This is a genomic window from Pseudomonas sp. GD04058 (assembly GCF_029836855.1).
In the GTDB taxonomy this organism is placed as follows: domain Bacteria; phylum Pseudomonadota; class Gammaproteobacteria; order Pseudomonadales; family Pseudomonadaceae; genus Aquipseudomonas; species Aquipseudomonas bharatica.
Genome location: NZ_JAOECN010000008.1, coordinates 123405 through 144679, shown reverse-complemented (window position 1 = coordinate 144679; position 21275 = coordinate 123405). Strand labels below are relative to the sequence as shown.

Below are 21275 nucleotides of genomic sequence, written 5' to 3'. Positions count from 1 at the left end.
GCCAGGACCCTGTTCAAAACATCCCCCATCGTCACGCCTCAAAGCACCGCTTTCGGGTAGGAACCCAGCACTTTCAGGGCAACCGCCTCCTGACTGATCTTCTCCAGCACGGCCTTGATCAGCGGATCCCGGTGATGGCCGACGAAATCGATGAAGAATACGTAGGTCCATTTACCGCTGCGCGAAGGGCGGGTCTCGATGCGCGTGAGGTCGATTCCGTTCTCATGGAACGGCACCAGCAATTCGTGCAAAGCGCCCGGCTTGTTGCTCATGGACACGATGATCGAAGTCTTGTCGTCGCCCGTCGGCGGGACTTCCTGGTTGCCGATCATCAGGAACCGGGTGGAGTTGTCCGGACGGTCCTCGATCTTCTCGGCCAGTCGGGTCAAGCCATACAGGCCGGCAGCCATGTCGCCGGCAATGGCGGCCGAGTTCCACTCGCCCTTGACCCGCTTGGCCGCCTCGGCATTGCTCGCCACCGCGACGCGCTCCACATTCGGGTAGTGGGCATCCAGCCACTTGCGGCACTGGGCCAGGGATTGGGCATGGGAATAGATGCGGGTGATGCTGTCGGTCTTGGTGTTCTCGCCCACCAGCAGATGATGGTGGATACGCAGCTCGACCTCGCCACAGATGACCATGTCGTGCTCGAGGAAGCTGTCGAGGGTGTGGTTGACCGCGCCCTCGGTGGAGTTTTCCACAGGCACAACACCGAAGTTGACCGCACCGGCTGCCACCTCGCGGAATACTTCGTCAATCGCCGCCATCGGCTTGCTGATCACGGCATGGCCGAAGTGCTTCATCGCCGCAGCCTGGGTGAAGGTACCCTCGGGGCCGAGGTAAGCCACTTTCAGCGGCTGCTCCAGCGCCAGGCAGGAGGACATGATTTCGCGGAACAGCCGGGCCATTTCCTCGTTGCCGAGCGGCCCCTGGTTACGCTCCATGACCCGCTTGAGCACCTGCGCCTCGCGCTCGGGCCGGTAGAAAACCGGAACCTCGCCCTCGGCCAGGGAGCCCATCTTGACCCGCGCGACTTCCTGGGCACAGCGGGCGCGATCACTGATCAGTTCGAGGATCTTCTCGTCGAGACTGTCGATGCGTACCCGCAGCGCCTTGAGTTCCTGTTCGGACATCAGGCGTGTTCCTTCTCGAATTCGGCCATGTAGGCCACCAGGGCTTCGACGGCTTCCAGGCCCAGCGCGTTGTAGATCGAGGCACGCATGCCTCCGACCGAACGGTGTCCCTTGAGGTTGAGCAGGCCACGAGCGTCGGCACCGGCGAGGAACGCCTTGTCCAGACGCTCGTCGGCCAGGCGGAACGGCACGTTCATCCACGAACGGGAATTGACGCTGATCGGGTTGGTGTAGAAATCGCTCTTGTCGATGAAGCCGTACAGGCGGTCTTTCTTGGCCCGGTTGCGCTGCTCCATCGCAGCCACGCCGCCCTGCTCCTTCAGCCACTGGAAGACCAGGCCGGAGAGGTACCAGGAATAGGTAGCCGGAGTGTTGTACATCGAGCCGTTATCGGCCGCGATCTTGTAGTCGAGCATGGTCGGGCAGGCGCTGCGGGCGCGACCCAGCAGGTCTTCGCGGACGATCACCACCACCAGGCCGCTCGGGCCGATGTTCTTCTGCGCTCCGGCGTAGATCAGGCCGAACTGCGAGACATCGATCGGACGGGAAAGGATGTCGGAAGACATGTCCACCACCAGCGGAACGTCACCGGCCTGCGGCACCCAGTCGAACTGCAGGCCGCCGATGGTTTCGTTGGAGGCGTAGTGCAGGTAGGCGGCGCCCGGGGTCAGCTTCCACTCGTTCTGGCCGGGAATGGCCAGGAAGTCGTAGGGCTTGGCCGAGGCGGCGACATTGACGTTGCCGAAGCGGCGCGCTTCCTCGATGGCCTTCTTCGACCAGATGCCGGTCTCGATATAGTCGGCGGTAGCGTTCTCGGGCAGCAGGTTCAGCGGGATCTCGGCGAACTGCTGGCTGGCGCCACCCTGGAGGAACAGCACCTTGTAGTTGGAGGGGATGGACAACAGGTCGCGCAGGTCCTGCTCGGCTTGCTGGGCAATGGCCACGTAGTCGTCGCTACGGTGACTCATTTCCATGACGGACAGGCCTTTGCCGTTCCAGTCCAGCATTTCGGCCTGGGCGCGCTGCAGAACAGCGTCCGGAAGCGCAGCAGGGCCTGCGCAGAAGTTAAAGGCTCGTTTGCTCACATCCACTCTCGCTCTGCTCAAGATAACGGCAGAAGCGGGGACGAGCCCCGCTTCCGTATTCCACACATCTACCACTCAATCCTGTACGACGTCTTCCTCGCCGGCAGCATCCGCCTGCGGCGCCTCGATGTTGTCGTCGCCTGCCTCGGCATCCGGCAGTTCGTCGTCCTCGTCGTCCTCGGAAGGCTCCTGGACCCGCTCCAGGCCGACCAGGGTTTCGTCGCTGGCCAGCTTGATCAGGGTAACACCCTGGGTATTGCGACCCAGGCTGGAGACCTCGCCGACACGGGTGCGAACCAGGGTGCCCTGGTCGGAAATCAGCATGATCTCCTCACCTTCCTGCACCTGGACAGCGCCGACCAGACGACCGTTACGCTCGTTGCTGACCATGGCGATAACGCCCTGGCCGCCACGCTTGTACTCGGGGAACTCGCTGATCGCGGTGCGCTTGCCGTAGCCGCGCTCGGAAGCGGTGAGGATCTGGCTGCCCTCCTCCGGAATGATCATCGAGATCAGCTTCTGCCCTTCGGCCAGGCGCATGCCGCGCACGCCACGAGCGGTACGGCCCATGGCGCGGACATCGGATTCCTTGAAGCGTGTCACCTTGCCAGCATCGGAGAACAGCATGACCTCACGCTCGCCATCGGTGATGGCAGCGGAAATCAGGATGTCGCCTTCGTCCAGCTCCAGGGCGATCAGGCCGACACTGCGCTGACGACTGAACTGCTCCAGCGGGGTCTTCTTCACGGTGCCGTTGGCAGTGGCCATGAAGATGTAGTGACCCTCGGTGTATTCCTCGACCGGCAGCATGGTGGTGATGTGCTCGCCATCGTCCAGCGGCAGCAGGTTGACCAGCGGGCGACCACGGGCCGCACGGGACGCTTCGGGAATCTCGTAGGTCTTCAGCCAGTACACCTTGCCCTTGCTGGAGAACAGCAGCAGGGTGGTATGGCTGTTCGCTACCAGCAGGTGGGAAATGTAGTCTTCGTCTTTTACACCCGTCGCCGACTTGCCTTTGCCACCGCGACGCTGGGCCTGGTAGGCCGCCAGCGGCTGGGTCTTGGCGTAGCCACCATGGGAAATGGTTACCACGCGATCTTCTTCCGGAATCATGTCGCCCAGGGTCAGGTCGAGGCGCGCGTCGATGATCTCGGTGCGGCGCGCATCGCCGTATTCGGCGCGGATCAGTTCCAGCTCTTCGCGGATCACTTCCATCAGGCGCTCGGCACTGCTGAGGATACGGATCAGCTCGCCGATCTGGTTGAGGATCTCCTGGTATTCGGCCAGCAGCTTCTCGTGCTCCAGGCCGGTCAGGCGGTGCAGGCGCAGGTCAAGAATGGCCTGGGCCTGTTCCGGCGACAGGTAGTACTTGCCATCACGCAGGCCGTATTGCTCGTCGAGGTTTTCCGGACGGCAGGAGTCGGCACCGGCACGCTCGACCATCACCTGCACGGCGCTGGATTCCCATGGCGTGCCGATCAGCGCTTCCTTGGCCTCCGAAGGCGTCGGCGAAGCCTTGATCAGGGCAATGACCGGGTCGATGTTGGACAGCGCAACCGCCTGGCCTTCGAGGATATGCCCACGCTCGCGAGCCTTGCGCAGCTCGAACACGGTACGCCGGGTCACCACTTCGCGGCGGTGGCGGACGAAGGCTTCGAGCAGGTCCTTGAGGTTGAGCAGACGCGGACGACCGTCGATCAGGGCGACGATGTTTATGCCGAACACGCTTTGCAGCTGGGTCTGGGCGTAGAGGTTGTTGAGCACTACCTCCGGCACTTCACCACGGCGCAGCTCGATGACCACGCGCATGCCGTCCTTGTCGGACTCGTCGCGCAGCTCGGTGATGCCTTCGAGCTTCTTCTCTTTCACCAGCTCGGCGATCTTCTCGATCAGACGGGCCTTGTTCAACTGGTACGGCAGTTCGGTGATGACGATCTGCTGGCGGCCACCGACCTTGTCGATGTCCTCGACGGTGGAGCGGGCGCGCATATAGATGCGTCCGCGACCGGTGCGATAGGCCTCGATGATGCCCTGGCGACCGTTGATCAAGCCGGCGGTGGGGAAGTCCGGGCCCGGGATGAACTGCATCAGTTCATCGACCGTGATCTCGGAGTTGTCGATCAGCGCCAGGCAACCGTCGATGACTTCGCCGAGGTTGTGCGGCGGGATGTTGGTCGCCATGCCCACGGCGATACCGCTGGAGCCGTTGACCAGCAGGTTGGGGATACGGGTCGGCATGACCGCAGGGATCTGTTCGGTGCCGTCGTAGTTGGGCACCCAGTCCACGGTTTCCTTGTGCAGGTCGGCCAGCAGCTCGTGGGCCAGCTTGGCCATGCGCACTTCGGTGTATCGCATCGCCGCAGCATTGTCGCCGTCGACCGAACCGAAGTTGCCCTGGCCGTCGACCAGCAGGTAGCGCAGGGAGAAAGGCTGGGCCATGCGCACGATGGTGTCGTAGACAGCGGTATCACCGTGAGGGTGGTACTTACCGATCACGTCACCGACCACACGGGCGGATTTCTTGTACGGTTTGTTCCAGTCGTTACCCAGTTCGCTCATCGCATACAGAACGCGGCGATGCACGGGCTTCAAGCCATCACGCGCATCGGGCAGTGCACGCCCGACAATGACGCTCATCGCGTAGTCGAGGTAGGACTGTCTCAGTTCGTCTTCGATATTGACCGGGAGGATTTCTTTGGCCAGTTCGCCCATGAGAAGCCTGATTCCTTTTTCTGGTGAAACTTCGTCGCATCCATATGGGACGAACGAAGCTCGCCGCCGCGAAGGGCCTCCTGCGCGACGACTTACGACAAATCAACGAGTTATGCCATGGATCTGCGTAGTGAAGAGCACCCCGCTGGGCGCCCTTGGAAACCGCCGGATGTTATCACAGTCGGCGGGGGCATGGGAGTATGGCAAAGCGCCGCCTGGCGCGGGCGAAAATGGCTCTGCGCCACCTGCGGCATGGAACTCAATGCAAGCGCTTGCGGCACATCAACTGCGCCAGCTTGGCCGTATCCGGCCGCTCTACGATCCCCTTCTCGGTTACGATCACGTCGATCAGGTCCGCCGGGGTCACATCGAACAACGGGTTGCATGCCTCGACGCCAGTTGCAATGCGCTCTCCGGCGATCCCCAGCAACTCGGCACCCTCACCTTCCTCGAGCACGACGTCTTCGCCACTGGCCAGGCCCAGGTCGATGGCCGCACTCGGCGCCACCACCATGAAGCGCACCCCGTGATGCATCGCATTGACCGCCAGCTGGTAGGTACCGATCCTGCTGACCACGTCGCCATTGGCGGCAATGCAGTCGGCACCGACCACCACCCAGGTAATGCCCTTGGTCTTCATCAGGTGGGCTGCGGCCGAATCGACACTGACGATTGCCGGAACGCCCTCGCTGGCCAATTCCCAGGCCGCCAGGCAGGTGCCCTGCAGGCCAGGGCGGGTCTCATCGACGTAGACATGCTCGATCATGCCGTCCAGCCAGGCCGCGCGGATCACCCCGAGCGCCGTGCCAAAGCCGCCGGTAGCCAGCGCGCCGGTGCTGTTGTGCGTCAACACGGTCTGCTCGCTGCCCTGGTACTTGCGGATCAGCTCCATGCCCAGCTGGGCCATGGTCAGGTTGGCTTCGCGATCGCTTTCGTGGATCGCGCGGGCCTCGGCCTCCAGCGCCTGCGACGGATCGTCGCCCTCGCGCAGCCGCTGCAAGCGCTCGCGCATGCGATTCAGGGCCCAGGAAAAACCCACGCCGCTCGGCCGCGCCTCGCTGAGCAGGATGAAATCCGCTTCCAGCGCAGCACGCCAGTCAGCCCCCTCGGCCAGGCGCCGACGCAACCCCAGCAGCACACCATAAGCGGCGCTGATGCCGATGGCCATGGCCCCGCGCACCACCGTCGAGCGGATCGCTTCAGCCACACCCGCAGCGTCAGCGCAAGCCAGCCACACCTCCTCGAAAGGCAGCGCGCGCTGGTCGAGCAAGTAAAGAGTGCCATCACGCCAATCGATGGCCTTCGCTTTCTCTGCAGCCAGAAGTCGATCGCGCATGCCTCACCCCGTCATTCGGACATCAAAAACCGGCGATTATAACGAGCCCCAAGCGCGGACGCTCGGGTATACTTCGCCATCCGCCCATGCACCAGGGAAATCCGTGCAAATGCCCAAGTCCACTACCCCTCTCGACCTGCTGCTCCTGCCAACCTGGCTGGTGCCTGTCGAACCGGCCGGTGTGGTCCTGGAGGATCACGCCCTGGGCGTGCGCGACGGCCGGATCGTGTTCCTTGGCCCGCGGAGCGAAACCAGCCGCTTCAATGCGACCGAAGTCCGCGAACTGCCCGGCTGCCTGCTGGCCCCCGGCCTGATCAACGCCCACGGCCACGCGGCCATGACCCTGTTCCGTGGCATGGCCGACGATCTGCCACTGATGACCTGGCTCGAGGAGCACATCTGGCCCGCCGAGGCCCGCTGGGTCGATGAGGATTTCGTCCGCGACGGCACCAACCTGGCGATCGCCGAGCAACTCAAGGGCGGCATCACCTGTTTCAGCGACATGTACTTCTATCCGAAGATCGCCAGCGAATGCGTGCACGACAGCGGCATGCGCGCGCAGATCTGCGTGCCGCTGCTGGACTTCCCGATCCCAGGCGCTCGCACCTTCGACGAAGCACTGCACCTGGGCATAGAGCTGTTCGGCAGCCTGCGCCATCATCCGCGCATCCGCATTGCCCTGGGCCCTCATGCGCCCTATACGGTCAACGACGAAAACCTGGAAAAGGTCCGGGTCGTGGCCGACGAACTGGACGCGCCGGTGCAGATGCATGTCCACGAAACCGCCAGCGAAGTACACGATGCCGTGCAGCAGCGCGGCGAGCGGCCCTTGCAGCGCCTGGCCCGCATCGGCCTGCTCGGGCCCAACCTGCAGGCCGTGCACATGACCCAGGTCAGCGATGACGACCTGGCATTGCTGGTAGAAAGCAACACCAGCGTGGTGCATTGCCCCGAATCCAATCTCAAGCTGGCCAGCGGCTTCTGCCCGGTGGAACGCCTGTGGCTGGCCGGGGTGAACGTCGCCGTCGGCACCGATGGCGCAGCCAGCAACAACGATCTCGACCTGCTCGGCGAAACCCGCACCGCCGCCCTGCTGGCCAAGGCCGTGGCCGGCTCGGCCAGCGCCCTGGATGCCCATCGCGCCCTGCGCATGGCCACCCTGAACGGCGCCCGCGCCCTGGGAATCGAAGCCATTTCCGGCTCCCTGGAAATCGGCAAGGCAGCCGACCTGGTCGCCTTCGACCTCAGCGGCCTGGCCCAGCAACCGGTCTACGACCCGGTGTCGCAACTGATCTACGCCAGCGGCCGCGACTGCGTGAAGCATGTCTGGGTCGCGGGCAATGCGCTGCTCGACGAGAGCCGCCTGACCCGCCTGGACGAGCAGGCCCTGCATGCCAGCGCCGTGGCCTGGGGCAAACGTATCGCCGGCCTCGCCGAATGACCCGGCAGCCATGCTGCCGCACAGAATTTTCACCGTTTCAGAGGACAGTTCCATGAGCAACGTCGACCACGCCGAAATCGCCAAGTTCGAGGCCCTGGCCCATCGCTGGTGGGACCGCGAAAGCGAGTTCAAGCCGCTGCACGACATCAATCCGCTGCGGGTCAACTGGATCGACGAGCGGGCCAGCCTGGCCGGCAAGAAGGTCCTCGACGTCGGTTGCGGCGGCGGCATCCTCAGTGAAGCCATGGCCCTGCGCGGCGCGACCGTCACCGGCATCGACATGGGCGAGGCTCCGCTGGCGGTGGCCCAGTTGCACCAGTTGGAGTCCGGGGTGAAGGTCGAGTACCGGCAGATCACCGCCGAGGCCCTGGCCGAAGAGATGCCAGCGCAGTTCGACGTGGTTACCTGCCTGGAGATGCTCGAGCACGTCCCCGACCCCTCCTCGGTGATCCGTGCCTGCTTCAGGATGGTCAAGCCCGGTGGCCAGGTGTTTTTCTCCACCATCAACCGTAACCCCAAGGCCTACCTGTTCGCCATTATCGGCGCCGAATACATCATGAAGCTGCTGCCCCGCGGCACGCACGACTTCAAGAAATTCATCCGCCCTTCCGAACTCGGCGCCTGGAGTCGCGCGGCGGGCCTGAGCGTCAAGGACATCATCGGCCTGACCTACAACCCGCTGACCAAGCACTACAAGCTGGCCGCCGACGTTGACGTCAACTACATGATCCAGACCCTGCGCGAGGAATGAGCATGCGTTTGCGAGCAGTACTTTTCGACATGGACGGCACCCTGCTCGACACGGCGCCGGACTTCATCGCCATCAGCCAGGCGATGCTCGCCGAGCGCGGGCTGCCGGCAGTACCCGACAAGATCATCCGCGACGTGATCTCGGGCGGCGCCCGGGCGATGGTCGCCGCGACCTTCGGCATGGACCCGGACGCACCTGGCTTCGAGGCCCTGCGCCTGGAATTCCTCGAGCGCTACCAACGTGACTGCGCGGTGCACAGCAAGCTGTTCGACGGCATGCAGGAGCTGCTCGAGGACATCGAGCGCGGCAAATTGCTGTGGGGCGTCGTGACCAACAAGCCGGTACGCTTCGCCGAGCCGATCATGCAGCGCCTGGGCCTGGCCGAGCGCTCCTCGCTGCTGATCTGCCCGGACCACGTGAAGAACAGCAAGCCCGACCCGGAGCCGATGATCCTCGCCTGCAAGACCCTCGGCCTGGATCCGGCCAGCGTCCTGTTCGTCGGCGACGACCTGCGCGACATCGAGTCGGGGCGCGACGCCGGCACCCGCACCGCCGCAGTGCGCTACGGCTACATTCATCCCGAGGACAACCCTAACAACTGGGGCGCGGACGTGGTGGTCGACCACCCGCTGGAACTGCGCAAGGTGCTCGACGGCGCCTTGTGCGGCTGCTGATCACCCGATCCAGGCATAGGTGTATGCGATGCTCGTGCTGGATGCTTTGGGACCGCTGGCGCGGTCCATCGCAGGCAAGCCAGCTCCTACAGTGACAGGCGGCACCTATGTGCCATAGGCCACGCTGCGGCGTGGCCTGAAGACACTCCTTTTCGAGGCAATTCCCATGTTCGACTACACCGCCCGTCCAGAGCTGCTCAAAGGCCGGGTCATCATGGTCACCGGCGCCGGTCGCGGGATCGGTGCGGCAGCGGCCAAGGCGTTCGCCGCCCATGGCGCCACCGTGCTGCTGCTGGGCAAGACCGAGGCCAACCTGGCCGCGGTCTACGACGAGATCGAGGCTGCCGGCCATCCGCAACCGGTGGTCATCCCGTTCAACCTGGAAACCGCGCTGCCGCACCAGTACGACGAGCTGGCCGTGATGGTGGAGAACGCATTCGGCCGCCTCGACGGCCTGCTGCACAACGCTTCGATCATCGGCCCGCGCACGCCGCTGGAACAGCTGAGCGGCGATAACTTCATGCGTGTCATGCACATCAACGTCAACGCCATGTTCATGCTGACCCAGACGCTGCTGCCGCTGCTCAAGCTGTCGGAAGATGCTTCGGTGGTATTCACCTCCAGCAGCGTCGGGCGCAAGGGCCGGGCCTACTGGGGTGCCTATGGCGTGTCGAAGTTCGCCACCGAGGGCCTGATGCAGACCCTGGCGGACGAACTGGAAGGCGTGGCCCCGGTGCGGGCCAACAGCGTGAACCCGGGCGCGACCCGCACCAGCATGCGGGCCCAGGCTTATCCTGCGGAAAATCCGCAGGACAACCCGCTGCCCGAGGCCATCATGCCGGTCTATCTGTACCTGATGGGCCCGGACAGCACCGGGGTCAACGGTCAGGCGTTCAACGCCCAGTAAGACGCCTCAGGCCAGGGCCCCGCGACGGCGGTCGTCCTGGCCAGACTCACTGTGTTCCAGCTGCATGCAGCGTTCGAGGAACAGGAACATATAGTCATAGCTCTTGCAGATCGCCCGTTTCAGCTCGTTCTGCAAGGCCTTGCCCGGGCTGTTGCCCGCCAGGGTGCAGATGATTTCCAGCGCTTCCCACGGGTGGGCATCATCGTACTGGGCATGCATCTTCAGCCATTTCATCGCGCGCTTGCGGCCTTCCTCGGGGAAGCCCTGTGCGTAGGTATCGGTCGAACAGACCACCGCCGACCACTCGCCCACCGCCCCCTCGATCGCATAGTTGGTCGCCGCCATGGCCACCACCAGCGAGTCCGCGGCACAGGTATGCACGCACCAATCACTGAGCGCCTGGAGCTCCGCCGGCACCTCCTGCGCCTGCAGCTCCTCAAGGCTGACGCCGTGGGCTTCGCACCAGTGCACCCAGTAATCGGCGTGGTTGAGTTCGACACGGATATTGCGCATCAGCCAGCGCCGCGCCATGTCCTCGCCGGGATGACGGGCGTAACGGGTCTTGGTCAGGTTCTGCGCCATGTACACCGAGAATTGCTCGACGACGGGCCAGCCGCCCACCAGGTACTGACGCATGGTCCGGCTGGAAACCTGACCGTCGCGCAAGCGCTGGTAGAACTCATGCTCGACCACACGACGCTTGTGCGGTGCGCATTCCTGGATCAGGCGCTGGGCCCAGAGGGGATAACTGGTGGCGTCCATCAATGGACCGGTCCGGGTAAAGGTATCAATCACTGTCAGCTCCTTGTCCTTGTGATCTGGATGGAAGCGTCAGCGTAATGTCCCCGGCGAGCCGAACAGCATGGGCCTGGCCGCATCGCGCTGACGCCTCAGGCTGGCGGCGGAAAAGGCCTGGGGCCGCTCGATCAGGAAGCCCTGGGCGTAGTCGACACCGATTTCCCGCAAAGCCTGTTCGATCAGCGGTGTTTCGACAAACTCGGCGATGGTGCGCTTGCCCATGACATGGCCAATGTGATTGATCACCTGGACCATTGCCCGGTTAACCGGATCGTCGAGCATATCCTTGACGAAACTTCCGTCGATCTTGAGGAAGTCTACAGGCAAATGTTTCAGATACGCGAAAGACGACATTCCGGCGCAAAAATCGTCAAGGGAAAATTTGCAGCCCAATCCTTTCAATTCGTTGATAAAACGAATGGCACTGCCGAGATCGGCAATCGCGCTTGTTTCAGTAATTTCGAAACAGATCAATTCAGGAGGGATGGCGTAGTCGCTGAACTGCCGCCGCAGATAGTCGAGGAACTTGTCATCCCCGATGCTGTTGCCTGAAAGGTTGATCGAGCATATGGCCAGCGGCCCTTCGGCACCTTCGTCGAGACACTGGCGGATCACCTTGAACACGCTGCCGACAACCCAACGGTCCAGGGCCGTGATCAAGCCGAAGCGCTCGGCGGCGGGAATGAAGCTGTCGGGCAGGATTATCCGGCCGCTTTCATCATGCAGGCGCAGGAGAATTTCCAGATGTCCGCCGCCATCCTCCGGATGCAAGGCAGCGATTTCCTGGGCGTACAGGCAGAAGCGGTTTTCCTCCAGGGCGATATGCAGGCGCTGGATCCAGGCCATCTCGCCGAAACGCACCGACAGCTCGGTATCGTCGGCCTGGTACAGCTGAACCCGGTTGCGCCCTTTTTCCTTGGCCATGTAACAGGCCATGTCCGCCGCCCGCAGAGCCGCCTCCAGGGTTTCCGGCGCCTGGTTAAGGTGCACCAGGCCGATGCTCACGGTATTCATGAATGGCCGGCCCTTCCATACGAAATGCAGGCTCTGCACCGACTGGCGCAGGTTCTCGGCAATCCGCTCGGCTTGTTCCGGCGGGCAATCATGCAGCAGCACGCCGAACTCGTCGCCGCCCAGCCGCGCCAGTACATCGCCCTCGCGCAGGGCCGATTGCAGCACTGCGCAAATGTGCCGCAACAATTCGTCGCCGGCCGCATGGCCGCTGGTGTCGTTGACCAGCTTGAATTGGTCGAGATCGAGGAACATCAATGAATGCCGGCCGCTATGCCGGGCCAGTTCGGCGAGGGCCTGCTCCAGGCGATATTCGAAATCGCGACGATTGGACAGCCCCGTCAGTGCATCGTGGGTCGCCTGCCAGGACAGATTGGCGATGTACTGGCGCTCCTGGGTCATGTCGTGCAGCACCAGCACAGTGCCACTGATGCGCCCTTCGCTGATGATCGGCGCGCCGACCAGGGCCACCGCCACCGTGCTGCCATCCAGGCGCTGGATCTGCCGGACATGTTCGGAACCGCCGCTCAACGCACCGTTGAGGATGTGCTCGGTAAGGGTCAGCCTGTCTTTTTCGGCATTGTCGTCGAGCAGGCTGAACAGCGCCGCCAGGGGCAGGCCCTGGGCATGCAGCGCATCCCAATGGGTGAGTTGTTCGGCGGCCGGGTTCATATAAAGGATGCACCCGTCCACGTCGGTGGTAATAACCCCGTCGCCAATCGAGGCCAGGGTGATCTGCGCCCGCTCCTTTTCCACCTGCAGGGCACTGGCGAAAGCCTGGCGCTGAGCCAGCAGCTTGCTCGAACGCAGCCAGGCCAGGGCGATCAGGAATGCGGCGGTAGCCAGGTTGGTGAGCAGCAGCAAGCGCAGGAGCATCCGCGAACCTTCGCCAAGGGCGTCGCTGAAGGCCCGGGCGGCAGGCGTGACGTTGTCGTTGATGGCCACGATGCGCTGTTTCCAGTCCACCAGGTCCCGGGCCGTGGCGCGGTTAGCGGAAATGCCGGCGTGGATTTCCCGGGCCAGGGTGTCCAGTTCCTGCAGGAAGCTGTCGCCCACCTGCCAGCGATCGATGGCCTTTTCCAGATAACTGACATGGCGAAAATTCAGGTAGAACCAGATAACGCTGGCTACATCGTCCGGGTGGTTGCCGCCGGCCAGGATGCCCTGGCGCGCGCCCTCCAGGTCCGGCGGATCGCGATCCAGGGCCAGGCGCAGGCGATGGCTGCCTTCGGGAATGGCAAAGGCCTGCCGATATTTGCGGAAATTCTCTTCGTCGCGGCTATCGACGTAGAGGCTGAGGTAATAGATGGCGTCTTTCTGCCCCTTGGACCACAGGCTTTCCCCTGCCACGTAGGCGCGCATCGCCGACAGGGCGTACAGGCTCATGCTGCCGAGCAGCGCCTGGAACAGCACCACGGCAATGAATGGCCAGATGAGCCCCAGGAGCCTGGGCGTTTCGAGCGTCCGTTTTCCCTTCATGAAATCCCTTGCGACAGCACACCGGTGAGTGGCCTCACTCTGTTCCGATACAGACTAGGCCATTTGCCTTCATGCAGATAAGTGATTTCGCACAATAAAGGCTCAGCTTTGCTGCAAGTGACCGTACAGCTTGGCGTACAGGCCGCCCTCGGCGATCAATTGCTGATGACCGCCATCCTCGGCGACGTGACCGCCGTCGAAGACCAGCACGCGGTCGGCCTGTTTCACTGCCGACAGGCGGTGGGCAATGATCAAGGTGGTACGCGCGCTGAGGAAGCGGGCCAGGGCGTGGTGCAAGTTGTATTCGGTGGCTGCATCAAGGGCCGAGGTGGCCTCGTCGAGTATCACCACCTTGGGCTTTGCCAGGACCATCCGGGCGATCGCCAGACGCTGGCGCTGGCCGCCGGAAAGTCGCACCCCGGAGCGACCGACCACGCTGTCCAGGCCTTGCGGGAGGGCATCGATGGTCTCGTCGAGCTGGGCGATGGCCAAGGCCTGCCAGCACTCCTCGTCGCTGCAGTCGCGGCCCATGGTCAGGTTGGCGCGCACCGTGTCGTTGAACAGCGAGGGATGCTGCAGCACTACCGCAACGTTCTCGCGCAGGGTATCCAGGCCGATGTCCTGCAGGGTCGCCCCGCCAAACCGGATAGTCCCGGCCTGGGCGCTGTACAACCCAAGCAACAGTTGCACCAGGGTGCTCTTGCCGCCGCCGCTGGCACCGACGATGGCGACCTTTTCTCCCGGTGCGATGGCCAGGTTCAACTGGTCCAGCACCGGCTCCTCGCCATAGCCGAAGCGCAGGCCACGAACCTCGATGCCCACCGTGGTCTGCCCGTGGAACGGATCGGTGCCGCCGGCGAACTGCGGCTCGTCACCACGGGCGAGCAGTTCGTTGATCCGGCTCAGGGCGCCACCGGCCGCGTAATAGGCGTATTGCAGGTTCAACAGCTGTTCTACCGGCCCGATCATGAACCACAGGTAGCTGAACACCGCGAGCATCTGGCCGATGCTCAGGTCGGAAAACAGCACGGTCAGCATCGCCGCCGCGCGGAAGATATCGATGCCAAACTGGAACAGCAGGCCACTGGCGCGGCTACTGGCGTCGCTTTTCCACTGCGAGGCCACCGCATGGTTGCGCACTTCCTGGGCGCGCAGGCCCAGGCGCCCGAGGAAATAGCCCTGGCGGTTGCCAGCGCGGATCTCCTGGATGGCGTCCAGGGTTTCGGCCAGGGCCTGGGTGAAGCGCGAAGTGCTGTCGTTCTCCAGCTTCTTCAGGTGCTTGACCCGCTTGCCCAATTGCACCGTGGCGAAGATCACCAGCGGATTGAACAGCAGGATCAGCAGCGCCAGTTGCCAATGCATCCAGATCAGGATCGCAGCGGTGCCGGTCAGGGTCAGCATCGCCACGAGGAACCGGCTGAGGGTTTCGCCGACGAATTTGTCCAGGGTGTCGAGGTCGGTAACCAGGTGCGTGGTAACCGTGCCGCTGCCGAGGCTTTCGTACTCGCTCAGGGAAATGCGCTTGAGCCGCTCGATCAGGCGGATGCGCAGGCGATAGACGATGTCCTTGGCCAGCCCGGCGAACAGCTTGGCCTGGACCACGTTGAAAAGCAGCGCGCTGCAGCGCAACAGCAGGGTTACCAGCAGCATCAGGCCGATATAGCCGGTCGCCACCTGCCAGTTCTCCGGCAGGAAACGGTTCATCCACTCCAAGGCGGCATCGCCATGCCCGAGCAGCACTTCGTCCACCAGCAGCGGCAACAGCAGCGGAATCGGCACGCTGCACAGGGCCGCCAGTACGGCGACCGCGTTGGCCGTCCACAGGGACTTCTTGTGATGCAGCGCCAGGCGGCGGATTTCCGCCCAGCTCAAGCGATCGGCAGACGCCGCCGCAGGCCCGGGAACCGGGTCGGGCGAGCCTGGCAGATCAAGCATGGGCAGCCCGCTCCAGCCAGCGGCCAAGCAAGGGTTCAAGGGACTCAAGCGGCTGGTAGCCGTTGGTCAGCAAGGCCAGTTGGCCGTTGCGCTCGGCCAGCAGCGTGGGGAAGCCGGCAATGCCCAGGTCCTGGGCCCACGTGAAGTCGGCGGCGGTGGCGCTGCGCTGTTCGGGGCTGGTGAAGGCCGCAGCGAAGCTGGCGCGATCCAGACCGGCCTGCTCCGCCAGGTTGACCAGGGTCGGCGCCAGGGTGACATCCTCGGCCCGCTGGTAGAACGCCTGCTGGATCAACGCCAGCAACCCCCAGACCTTGTTACCGTCCAGGCTGCGCGCGGTCACCAGGGCGCGGCAGGCCGGCTCGGTGTCGTAGACGAAGCCGTCGGGCATGGCGCCATCAAGCAGGAACGGCTGCCCCGTCGCCTCGTTGACCGCCTGCCAATGCTCAAGGATATAACGCCGGGTCGAGGCGTCCAGCGCCGAGCTGCCGGTGCGCAGGCCGCCGACCACCAGGCGGGTCTCAACCCCCGCCTCACGCGCCCGGGCAATCAGGGCCGCAGCCACCGGCGCGAACCCCCAGCACCAGGAGCACATCGGGTCCATCACATAGAGCAGGCGGGCGGTCATGCATCACACCTCGGCTTTGCGGTAGTTGAACCCGATCGGGTGCGGCTGGTTGCGGGCCTTGGCCAGTTCGATCTGCTTCTGCCGGTCGATGGCACTGCGGCGGGTCTTTTCGCTCAGGCTGTCCCAGCAATGCGGGCAACTGATGCCTGGCGAATAGTGCTCCGAGGCCCGGTCCTCGACACTGACCGGATGGCGGCACGCATGGCACTGGTCGTAGTCGCCTTCGCTGAGGTCGTGACGCACGGTGACCCGGTTGTCGAAAACGAAGCAGTCGCCTTGCCACTTGCTCTGGTCCTGAGGCACTTCTTCAAGATATTTCAGGATCCCGCCTTTCAGATGATAGACCTCTTCGAAGCCCTCACCGAGCATGTAGCTCGATGCCTTCTCGCAGCGGATGCCGCCGGTGCAGAACATCGCCACCTTCTTGTGCCGCGCCGGGTCGAAGTTGGCCTTGATGTACTCGGGGAACTCGCGGAAGGTGGTGGTCTTCGGATCGATGGCACCTTCGAAGGTGCCGATGGCCACTTCGTAGTCGTTGCGGGTATCGATCAACAGGACTTCCGGGTCGCTGATGAGGGCATTCCAGTCCTGCGGCTCGACGTAGGTGCCGACCGCCTTGTTCGGGTCCACGCCTGGTACGCCGAGGGTAACGATCTCTTTCTTCAGCTTGACCTTGGTGCGGTAGAACGGCTGCTCGTCGCAGTACGACTCCTTGTGGTCGACATCTGCCAGGCGCGGGTCGTTGCGCAGCCAGGCGAGCAGGCCGTCGATGCCTTCGCGGGTGGCGGAAACGGTACCGTTGATACCTTCCTCGGCCAGCAGCAGGGTGCCCTTGACACCGTTGGCTTCCATGGCGGCCAGCAGTGGCTCGCGCAGTTCGACGTAGTCTTCGAGGGTGACGAACTTGTACAGCGCCGCCACGACGATGGATTGGGTCATGCTTGCAACTCTCCAGTGGTCACCCTCGCAAAGGGCGGACCGGGTTCGAAAATACAAATAAAAACGCGCCGACAAGCGGCGCGGGTGCGGAGTTTACCAAAACCTGATGGTGAAATCAGTGCTTGCTGCCTCCGGCGCAGGTCGGAGAAGCCGGCGCAACGCCGACCTTTTCCCATTCCTGCGGGGTGTAGGTATGCAACGCCAGGGCATGGAACTGACCCATCAGGTCGCCGAGGGTGGCGTACACCTTCTGGTGCCGCTTGACGCTGTTCAGGCCCTCGAACTGCTCGCTGACCAGCACCGCCTTGTAGTGGGTCTCGGTGCCACGGCTATGCATATGGCTCTCGTCCAGCACCTGCAAGTGCCGGGGTTCCAGCACCGACAGGCTCTGTTCGATCTTCTGTTGCATCGACATCGGCGGCTCCGCTTATGGCTTCTTGGCCGGCGCGGCGGCCTTGCCGGCGTTCGGGTCGAGTTCGTTGGTCATGTCCGACAGCAGCTTGTTGACCACCGGTACCGCGCTTTCCAGCTTCTGCTGGGTCAGTTGGGCGGATTGCTGGGTCACCTGCGGCATTTTCTCCAGGACTTTCTTGCCCAGCGGCGACTGGTAGAAGGCCACCAGGTCCTTGAGCTCCTGCTCGGTGAAGGTGCTGGTATAGAGGTTGACCATGTCCGGTTTCAGCTTGTTCCAGCCGATGGCGTTATCCAGCGCGGCGTTGGCCTTGGCCTGGTAGCTGTCGAGCACGGATTTCTTCGCGGCAGGCGCCTTGGTCTGCTCGAAGCGCTGGGCGAACATCTGTTGCACCTGCATGTACACCGGCGTGCCGAGCTTGTCGGCATGGGCCAGGGTCAGAAACTTCTCTGCCGCAGCATTGTGGCTCGGACTGGCAGCGAATACCTGGCCGCTTGCGCAAACCAGGGCGACGGCCGTGCAAAGGGCGCGGAGACGGGTCATCGGAAATCCTTAAAAGAGTAAGTGAGTGTTTCCAGCGTAGAGCATTCTGCGCCGACGGGCGCAGCCGCTCAATAGGACGAGTGGGCTATGGAACCGGCCTGGTGAATCAAGACCTAAACTGTCTGGTCAAACTTGCATCTTGCAAAGGAGTGGGTAACACATGAGCCGCATCGAAACTGACAGCCTCGGACCGGTCGAAGTTCCTGATCAGGTCTACTGGGGTGCGCAAACGCAGCGTTCACTGATCAACTTCGCCATCGGCAAGGAACGCATGCCGCTGGCCGTGCTGCATGCCCTGGCCCTGGTGAAAAAGGCGGCGGCGCGGGTCAACGACCGCAATGGCGACCTGCCCGCCGATATCGCCCGGCTGATCGAGCAGGCCGCCGACGAGGTGCTCGACGGCGAGCATGACGACCAGTTCCCGCTGGTGGTCTGGCAGACCGGCAGCGGCACCCAGAGCAACATGAACGTCAACGAAGTGATTGCCGGGCGTGCCAACGAACTGGCCGGCAAAGGCCGCGGCGGCAAGGACCCGGTACACCCCAACGACCATGTCAACCGCTCGCAGAGTTCCAACGACTGCTTCCCTACGGCGATGCATATCGCCGCGGCGCAAGCCGTGCAGGAAAAGCTCCTGCCGGCCATCGCCGAGCTCTCTGCTGGGCTGGCAGAGTTGTCGGCGCGCCATACCGACCTGGTGAAAACCGGACGCACCCATATGATGGACGCCACGCCCATCACCTTCGGCCAGGAGGTCTCGGCCTGGGTGGCCCAGCTGGATTACGCCCAGCGCGCCATCCGCAGCGCCTTGCCGGCGGTGTGCGAGCTGGCCCAGGGTGGCACGGCGGTGGGCACCGGGCTCAATGCGCCGCACGGTTTTGCAGAAGCCATCGCGGCGGAACTCGCCGCGCTGTCGGGCTTGCCGTTCGTCACCGCACCGAACAAGTTCGCCGCCCTCGCCGGCCATGAACCGCTGACCACCCTGGCCGGCGGCCTGAAAACCCTCGCCGTGGCCTTGATGAAGATCGCCAACGACCTGCGCTTGCTCGGCTCCGGTCCGCGGGCCGGACTCGCGGAAGTGCGCCTGCCGGCCAACGAGCCGGGCAGTTCGATCATGCCTGGCAAGGTCAACCCGACCCAATGCGAGGCCCTGTCGATGCTGGCCTGCCAGGTATTGGGCAACGATACCGCCATCGGCTTCGCGGCCAGCCAGGGACACTTGCAGTTGAACGTGTTCAAGCCGGTGATCATTCATAACCTGCTGCAATCCATCGAGCTGCTCGCCGATGGCTGCCAGAACTTCCAGCGCCATTGCGTCGCCGGTATCGAGCCGGATTCCCGGCAGATGGCCGCGCACCTGGAGCGTGGGCTGATGCTGGTGACCGCGCTGAACCCGCATATCGGCTACGACAAGGCCGCGGAAATCGCCAAGAAGGCCTATGCCGAAGGCATCACCCTGCGTGAGGCGGCCCTGACCCTGGGCTATCTCACCGATGCCCAGTTCGATGAGTGGGTGCGTCCCGAGCAAATGCTCGAAGCCGGTGGCAAGGGCTGAGTCAGGCGGCCAGCGTCGCGCTGACCCGCGACGCCTCCCAATGCACCAGCGCCTCGGCGAACGCGCCGTAGGCCACCAGGATGTAAAAGAACCCTGTGGGAGCTGGCTTGCCAGCGATGAGGCAGGCACTGACCAAGATGTTGTCAGATCTGGCCCTATCGCTGGCAAGCCAGCTCCCACAGGTCAGTGCCAGCCCCAAATCCCGCGGCTGGTTCGGGAACCTGTGGGAGCCGGCGTTGCCGGCGATGAGGCAGGCACAGGCAATGAGGGTGTCTGGCCGGGCCAATCACTGGCAAGCCAGCTCCCACAGGGTTTGGTGTCAGCTTCAAGCATCACTTCTTGTGCTTGCGGAACGCCGCCTCCAGCGCTTCGTTGATGGTGCGCAGCACCTTCACCCGCGCCCAGCGCTTGTCGTTGGCCTCGACCAGGGTCCAGGCCGCGATCTCGGTGCTGGTGCGGTCGACCATATCCCCGACCGCCTGGGCATACAGGTCCCATTTGTCGCGGTTGCGCCAGTCCTCCTCGGTGATCTTGAAGCGCTTGAAGGGAATGTTCTCGCGCTCCTGGAAACGCTCAAGCTGGGTCTGCTGGTCGATCGCCAGCCAGAACTTGACCACCACCACCCCGGCGTTGCTGATCTGCTCTTCGAAGTCGTTGATCTCGCCGTAGGCACGCATCCAGTCGGCCTGGCTGCAGAAGCCCTCGACCCGCTCCACCAGCACCCGGCCATACCAGGAGCGGTCGAAGATGGTGAACTTGCCGAACGCCGGCAAGTGGCGCCAGAACCGCCACAGGTACGGGTGCGCACGCTCCTCCTCGGTGGGTGCGGCGATCGGCACGATGTTGTACTGGCGCGGGTCCAGTGCTGCCGCCACCCGGCGGATCGCCCCGCCCTTGCCCGCCGCGTCGTTGCCTTCGAAAACGGCCACCAGCGAGTGATGCTTCATGCGCTTGTCGCGCAGCAAACCGGCCAGGCGCGCCTGTTCGGTCAGCAGTTGTTCCTGGTAGTCGTTCTTGTCGAGGTGGACGCTGAGGTCGAGGCTTTCCAGCAGGCTGCGGTCGTCGATGCTGGCCCCCAGCGGGGCGATCGGCGTCGGCTCCTTGAGGGTCTTGGCCTTCAAGGCATTCTGCAGGCCTTCCAGAAGCAGCTTGCCCACGGCCAGGCTGCGGTAATGCGGATCGAACCCTTCGATGATGTGCCAGGGCGCATACTCGCGGCTGGTGCGGCGAATCACCCGCTCGCCGAAGCGCACGAAGCGGTCGTAGGTTTCCGATTGCTGCCAGTCCAGCGGGCTGATGCGCCAGCGGTGCACCGGGTCATCCTTGAGCGCCTTGAGCCGCGCCTTCATCTGCTTCTTGGACAGGTGGAACCAGAACTTGAAGATCAGCGCGCCTTCGTCGCAGAGCATCTGCTCCAGTCGCTCGGCTGCACTGATCGCCTGGTCCAGCACGGCGTCCTTGAAATGTCCGTGGACCCGGCCCTGAAGCATCTGGCTATACCAGTTGCCGAAGAACACGCCCATCCGCCCCTTGGCCGGCAACGCCCGCCAATAGCGCCAGGCCGGCGGACGGGCCAGTTCTTCGTCGGTCTGCTGGTCGAAGGTGCGCACTTCGATCAGCCGCGGGTCCATCCATTCGTTCAGCAGCTTGACCGTCTCGCCCTTGCCGGCACCTTCGATGCCGTTGATCAGCACGATCACCGGGAAGCGTGCCTGCTGCTTGAGTTCGAACTGGGCTTCGAGCAAGGCTTCCCGTAGCGCGGGCACTTCGGCGTCGTAGGTTTCTTTGTCGATCGAGTGACCGATTTCAGCGGATTCGAACATACCAGGCTCCCTTCATGGATAAGCAAGACTAGCGGATCGCCACTGGTTTTGTCCGGGATCAAACAGCGTTTCGGCGATCGGCTAGAATGCCGGTTCCGCTGTTGCCGAGCCCTTTC

The 21275-nt window shown here is 63.7% G+C and carries 17 protein-coding genes; 5 read left to right on the top strand and 12 right to left on the bottom strand.

The features are described 5' to 3' along the window. Nucleotides 1-38: 38 nt before the first annotated feature. From pheA to mtnA, 4 genes are all read right to left on the bottom strand, one after another. The gene (pheA, locus tag N7650_RS09860; protein ID WP_009407557.1) at nt 39-1133 is read right to left on the bottom strand and encodes a prephenate dehydratase; all 1095 of its coding nucleotides are present in this window, start codon (nt 1131-1133) and stop codon (nt 39-41) included. Further along, nucleotides 1133-2218, bottom strand: a complete 1086-nt coding sequence (gene serC / locus N7650_RS09855) for a 3-phosphoserine/phosphohydroxythreonine transaminase (RefSeq protein ID WP_009407555.1) — start codon at nt 2216-2218, stop codon at nt 1133-1135. Before serC ends, pheA begins: the two co-directional genes overlap by 1 nt. Nucleotides 2219-2293: 75 nt before the next feature. After that, nucleotides 2294-4930 (bottom strand): DNA gyrase subunit A, encoded by a 2637-nt coding sequence (gyrA, locus tag N7650_RS09850; protein WP_009407553.1) that lies wholly within the window; start codon nt 4928-4930, stop codon nt 2294-2296. Between the two features lie 259 nt (nt 4931-5189). Beyond that, complete coding sequence (mtnA, locus tag N7650_RS09845) at nt 5190-6266, bottom strand: S-methyl-5-thioribose-1-phosphate isomerase (protein ID WP_279898017.1); 1077 nt, start codon at nt 6264-6266, stop codon at nt 5190-5192. 109 nt (nt 6267-6375) lie between these two features. On the opposite strand from mtnA, the gene N7650_RS09840 reads away from it, so the two are divergent. From N7650_RS09840 to N7650_RS09825, 4 genes are all read left to right on the top strand, one after another. Continuing rightward, a complete protein-coding gene (locus N7650_RS09840; RefSeq protein ID WP_279898016.1) occupies nt 6376-7707 on the top strand; it encodes a TRZ/ATZ family hydrolase in 1332 nt (443 codons plus the stop codon). Nucleotides 7708-7759: 52 nt separating this feature from the next. Then, nucleotides 7760-8458: a bifunctional 2-polyprenyl-6-hydroxyphenol methylase/3-demethylubiquinol 3-O-methyltransferase UbiG gene (gene ubiG / locus N7650_RS09835; RefSeq protein ID WP_279898015.1), complete on the top strand. Its 699-nt coding sequence runs from the start codon at nt 7760-7762 to the stop codon at nt 8456-8458. A 2-nt stretch (nt 8459-8460) separates the two neighbouring features. Then, nucleotides 8461-9132, top strand: coding sequence for an N-acetylmuramic acid 6-phosphate phosphatase MupP (gene mupP, locus N7650_RS09830; protein WP_009407548.1), 672 nt, complete (start codon nt 8461-8463; stop codon nt 9130-9132). A 166-nt stretch (nt 9133-9298) separates the two neighbouring features. Continuing rightward, nucleotides 9299-10039: a YciK family oxidoreductase gene (locus tag N7650_RS09825; protein WP_279898014.1), complete on the top strand. Its 741-nt coding sequence runs from the start codon at nt 9299-9301 to the stop codon at nt 10037-10039. Between the two features lie 6 nt (nt 10040-10045). Here the strand turns inward: N7650_RS09825 and N7650_RS09820 are convergent, their stop codons facing one another. From N7650_RS09820 to N7650_RS09790, 7 genes are all read right to left on the bottom strand, one after another. Continuing rightward, a complete protein-coding gene (locus N7650_RS09820) occupies nt 10046-10834 on the bottom strand; it encodes an iron-containing redox enzyme family protein (protein ID WP_009407546.1) in 789 nt (262 codons plus the stop codon). Between the two features lie 36 nt (nt 10835-10870). Next, entirely contained in the window at nt 10871-13327 is a 2457-nt protein-coding gene (locus tag N7650_RS09815; protein ID WP_009407545.1) for an EAL domain-containing protein, read from the bottom strand. A gap of 102 nt (nt 13328-13429) precedes the next feature. Continuing rightward, nucleotides 13430-15262, bottom strand: a complete 1833-nt coding sequence (locus tag N7650_RS09810; RefSeq protein ID WP_279898010.1) for an ABC transporter ATP-binding protein — start codon at nt 15260-15262, stop codon at nt 13430-13432. Next, complete coding sequence (locus N7650_RS09805; protein ID WP_009407543.1) at nt 15255-15887, bottom strand: DsbA family protein; 633 nt, start codon at nt 15885-15887, stop codon at nt 15255-15257. The genes N7650_RS09810 and N7650_RS09805 overlap by 8 nt, the downstream gene beginning before the upstream one ends. A 3-nt stretch (nt 15888-15890) precedes the next feature. Next, nucleotides 15891-16826 carry a rhodanese-related sulfurtransferase gene (locus N7650_RS09800; protein ID WP_009407537.1) on the bottom strand — a complete coding sequence of 312 codons (936 nt, stop codon included), beginning with the start codon at nt 16824-16826 and terminating at the stop codon, nt 15891-15893. Nucleotides 16827-16941: 115 nt separating this feature from the next. Further along, nucleotides 16942-17241 carry a BolA family protein gene (locus N7650_RS09795; RefSeq protein WP_009407535.1) on the bottom strand — a complete coding sequence of 100 codons (300 nt, stop codon included), beginning with the start codon at nt 17239-17241 and terminating at the stop codon, nt 16942-16944. Between the two features lie 12 nt (nt 17242-17253). Then, a complete protein-coding gene (locus N7650_RS09790; RefSeq protein ID WP_009407533.1) occupies nt 17254-17781 on the bottom strand; it encodes a DUF2059 domain-containing protein in 528 nt (175 codons plus the stop codon). A gap of 160 nt (nt 17782-17941) precedes the next feature. Between N7650_RS09790 and N7650_RS09785 the strand changes: the two genes are divergently transcribed. Further along, on the top strand, nt 17942-19336 hold the full coding sequence (locus N7650_RS09785; RefSeq protein ID WP_009407531.1) for a class II fumarate hydratase: 1395 nt from the start codon (nt 17942-17944) through the stop codon (nt 19334-19336). Between the two features lie 332 nt (nt 19337-19668). On the opposite strand, the gene pap is transcribed toward N7650_RS09785, so the two are convergent. Beyond that, nucleotides 19669-21159, bottom strand: a complete 1491-nt coding sequence (gene pap, locus N7650_RS09780) for a polyphosphate:AMP phosphotransferase (protein WP_279898008.1) — start codon at nt 21157-21159, stop codon at nt 19669-19671. Nucleotides 21160-21275 lie beyond the last annotated feature (116 nt).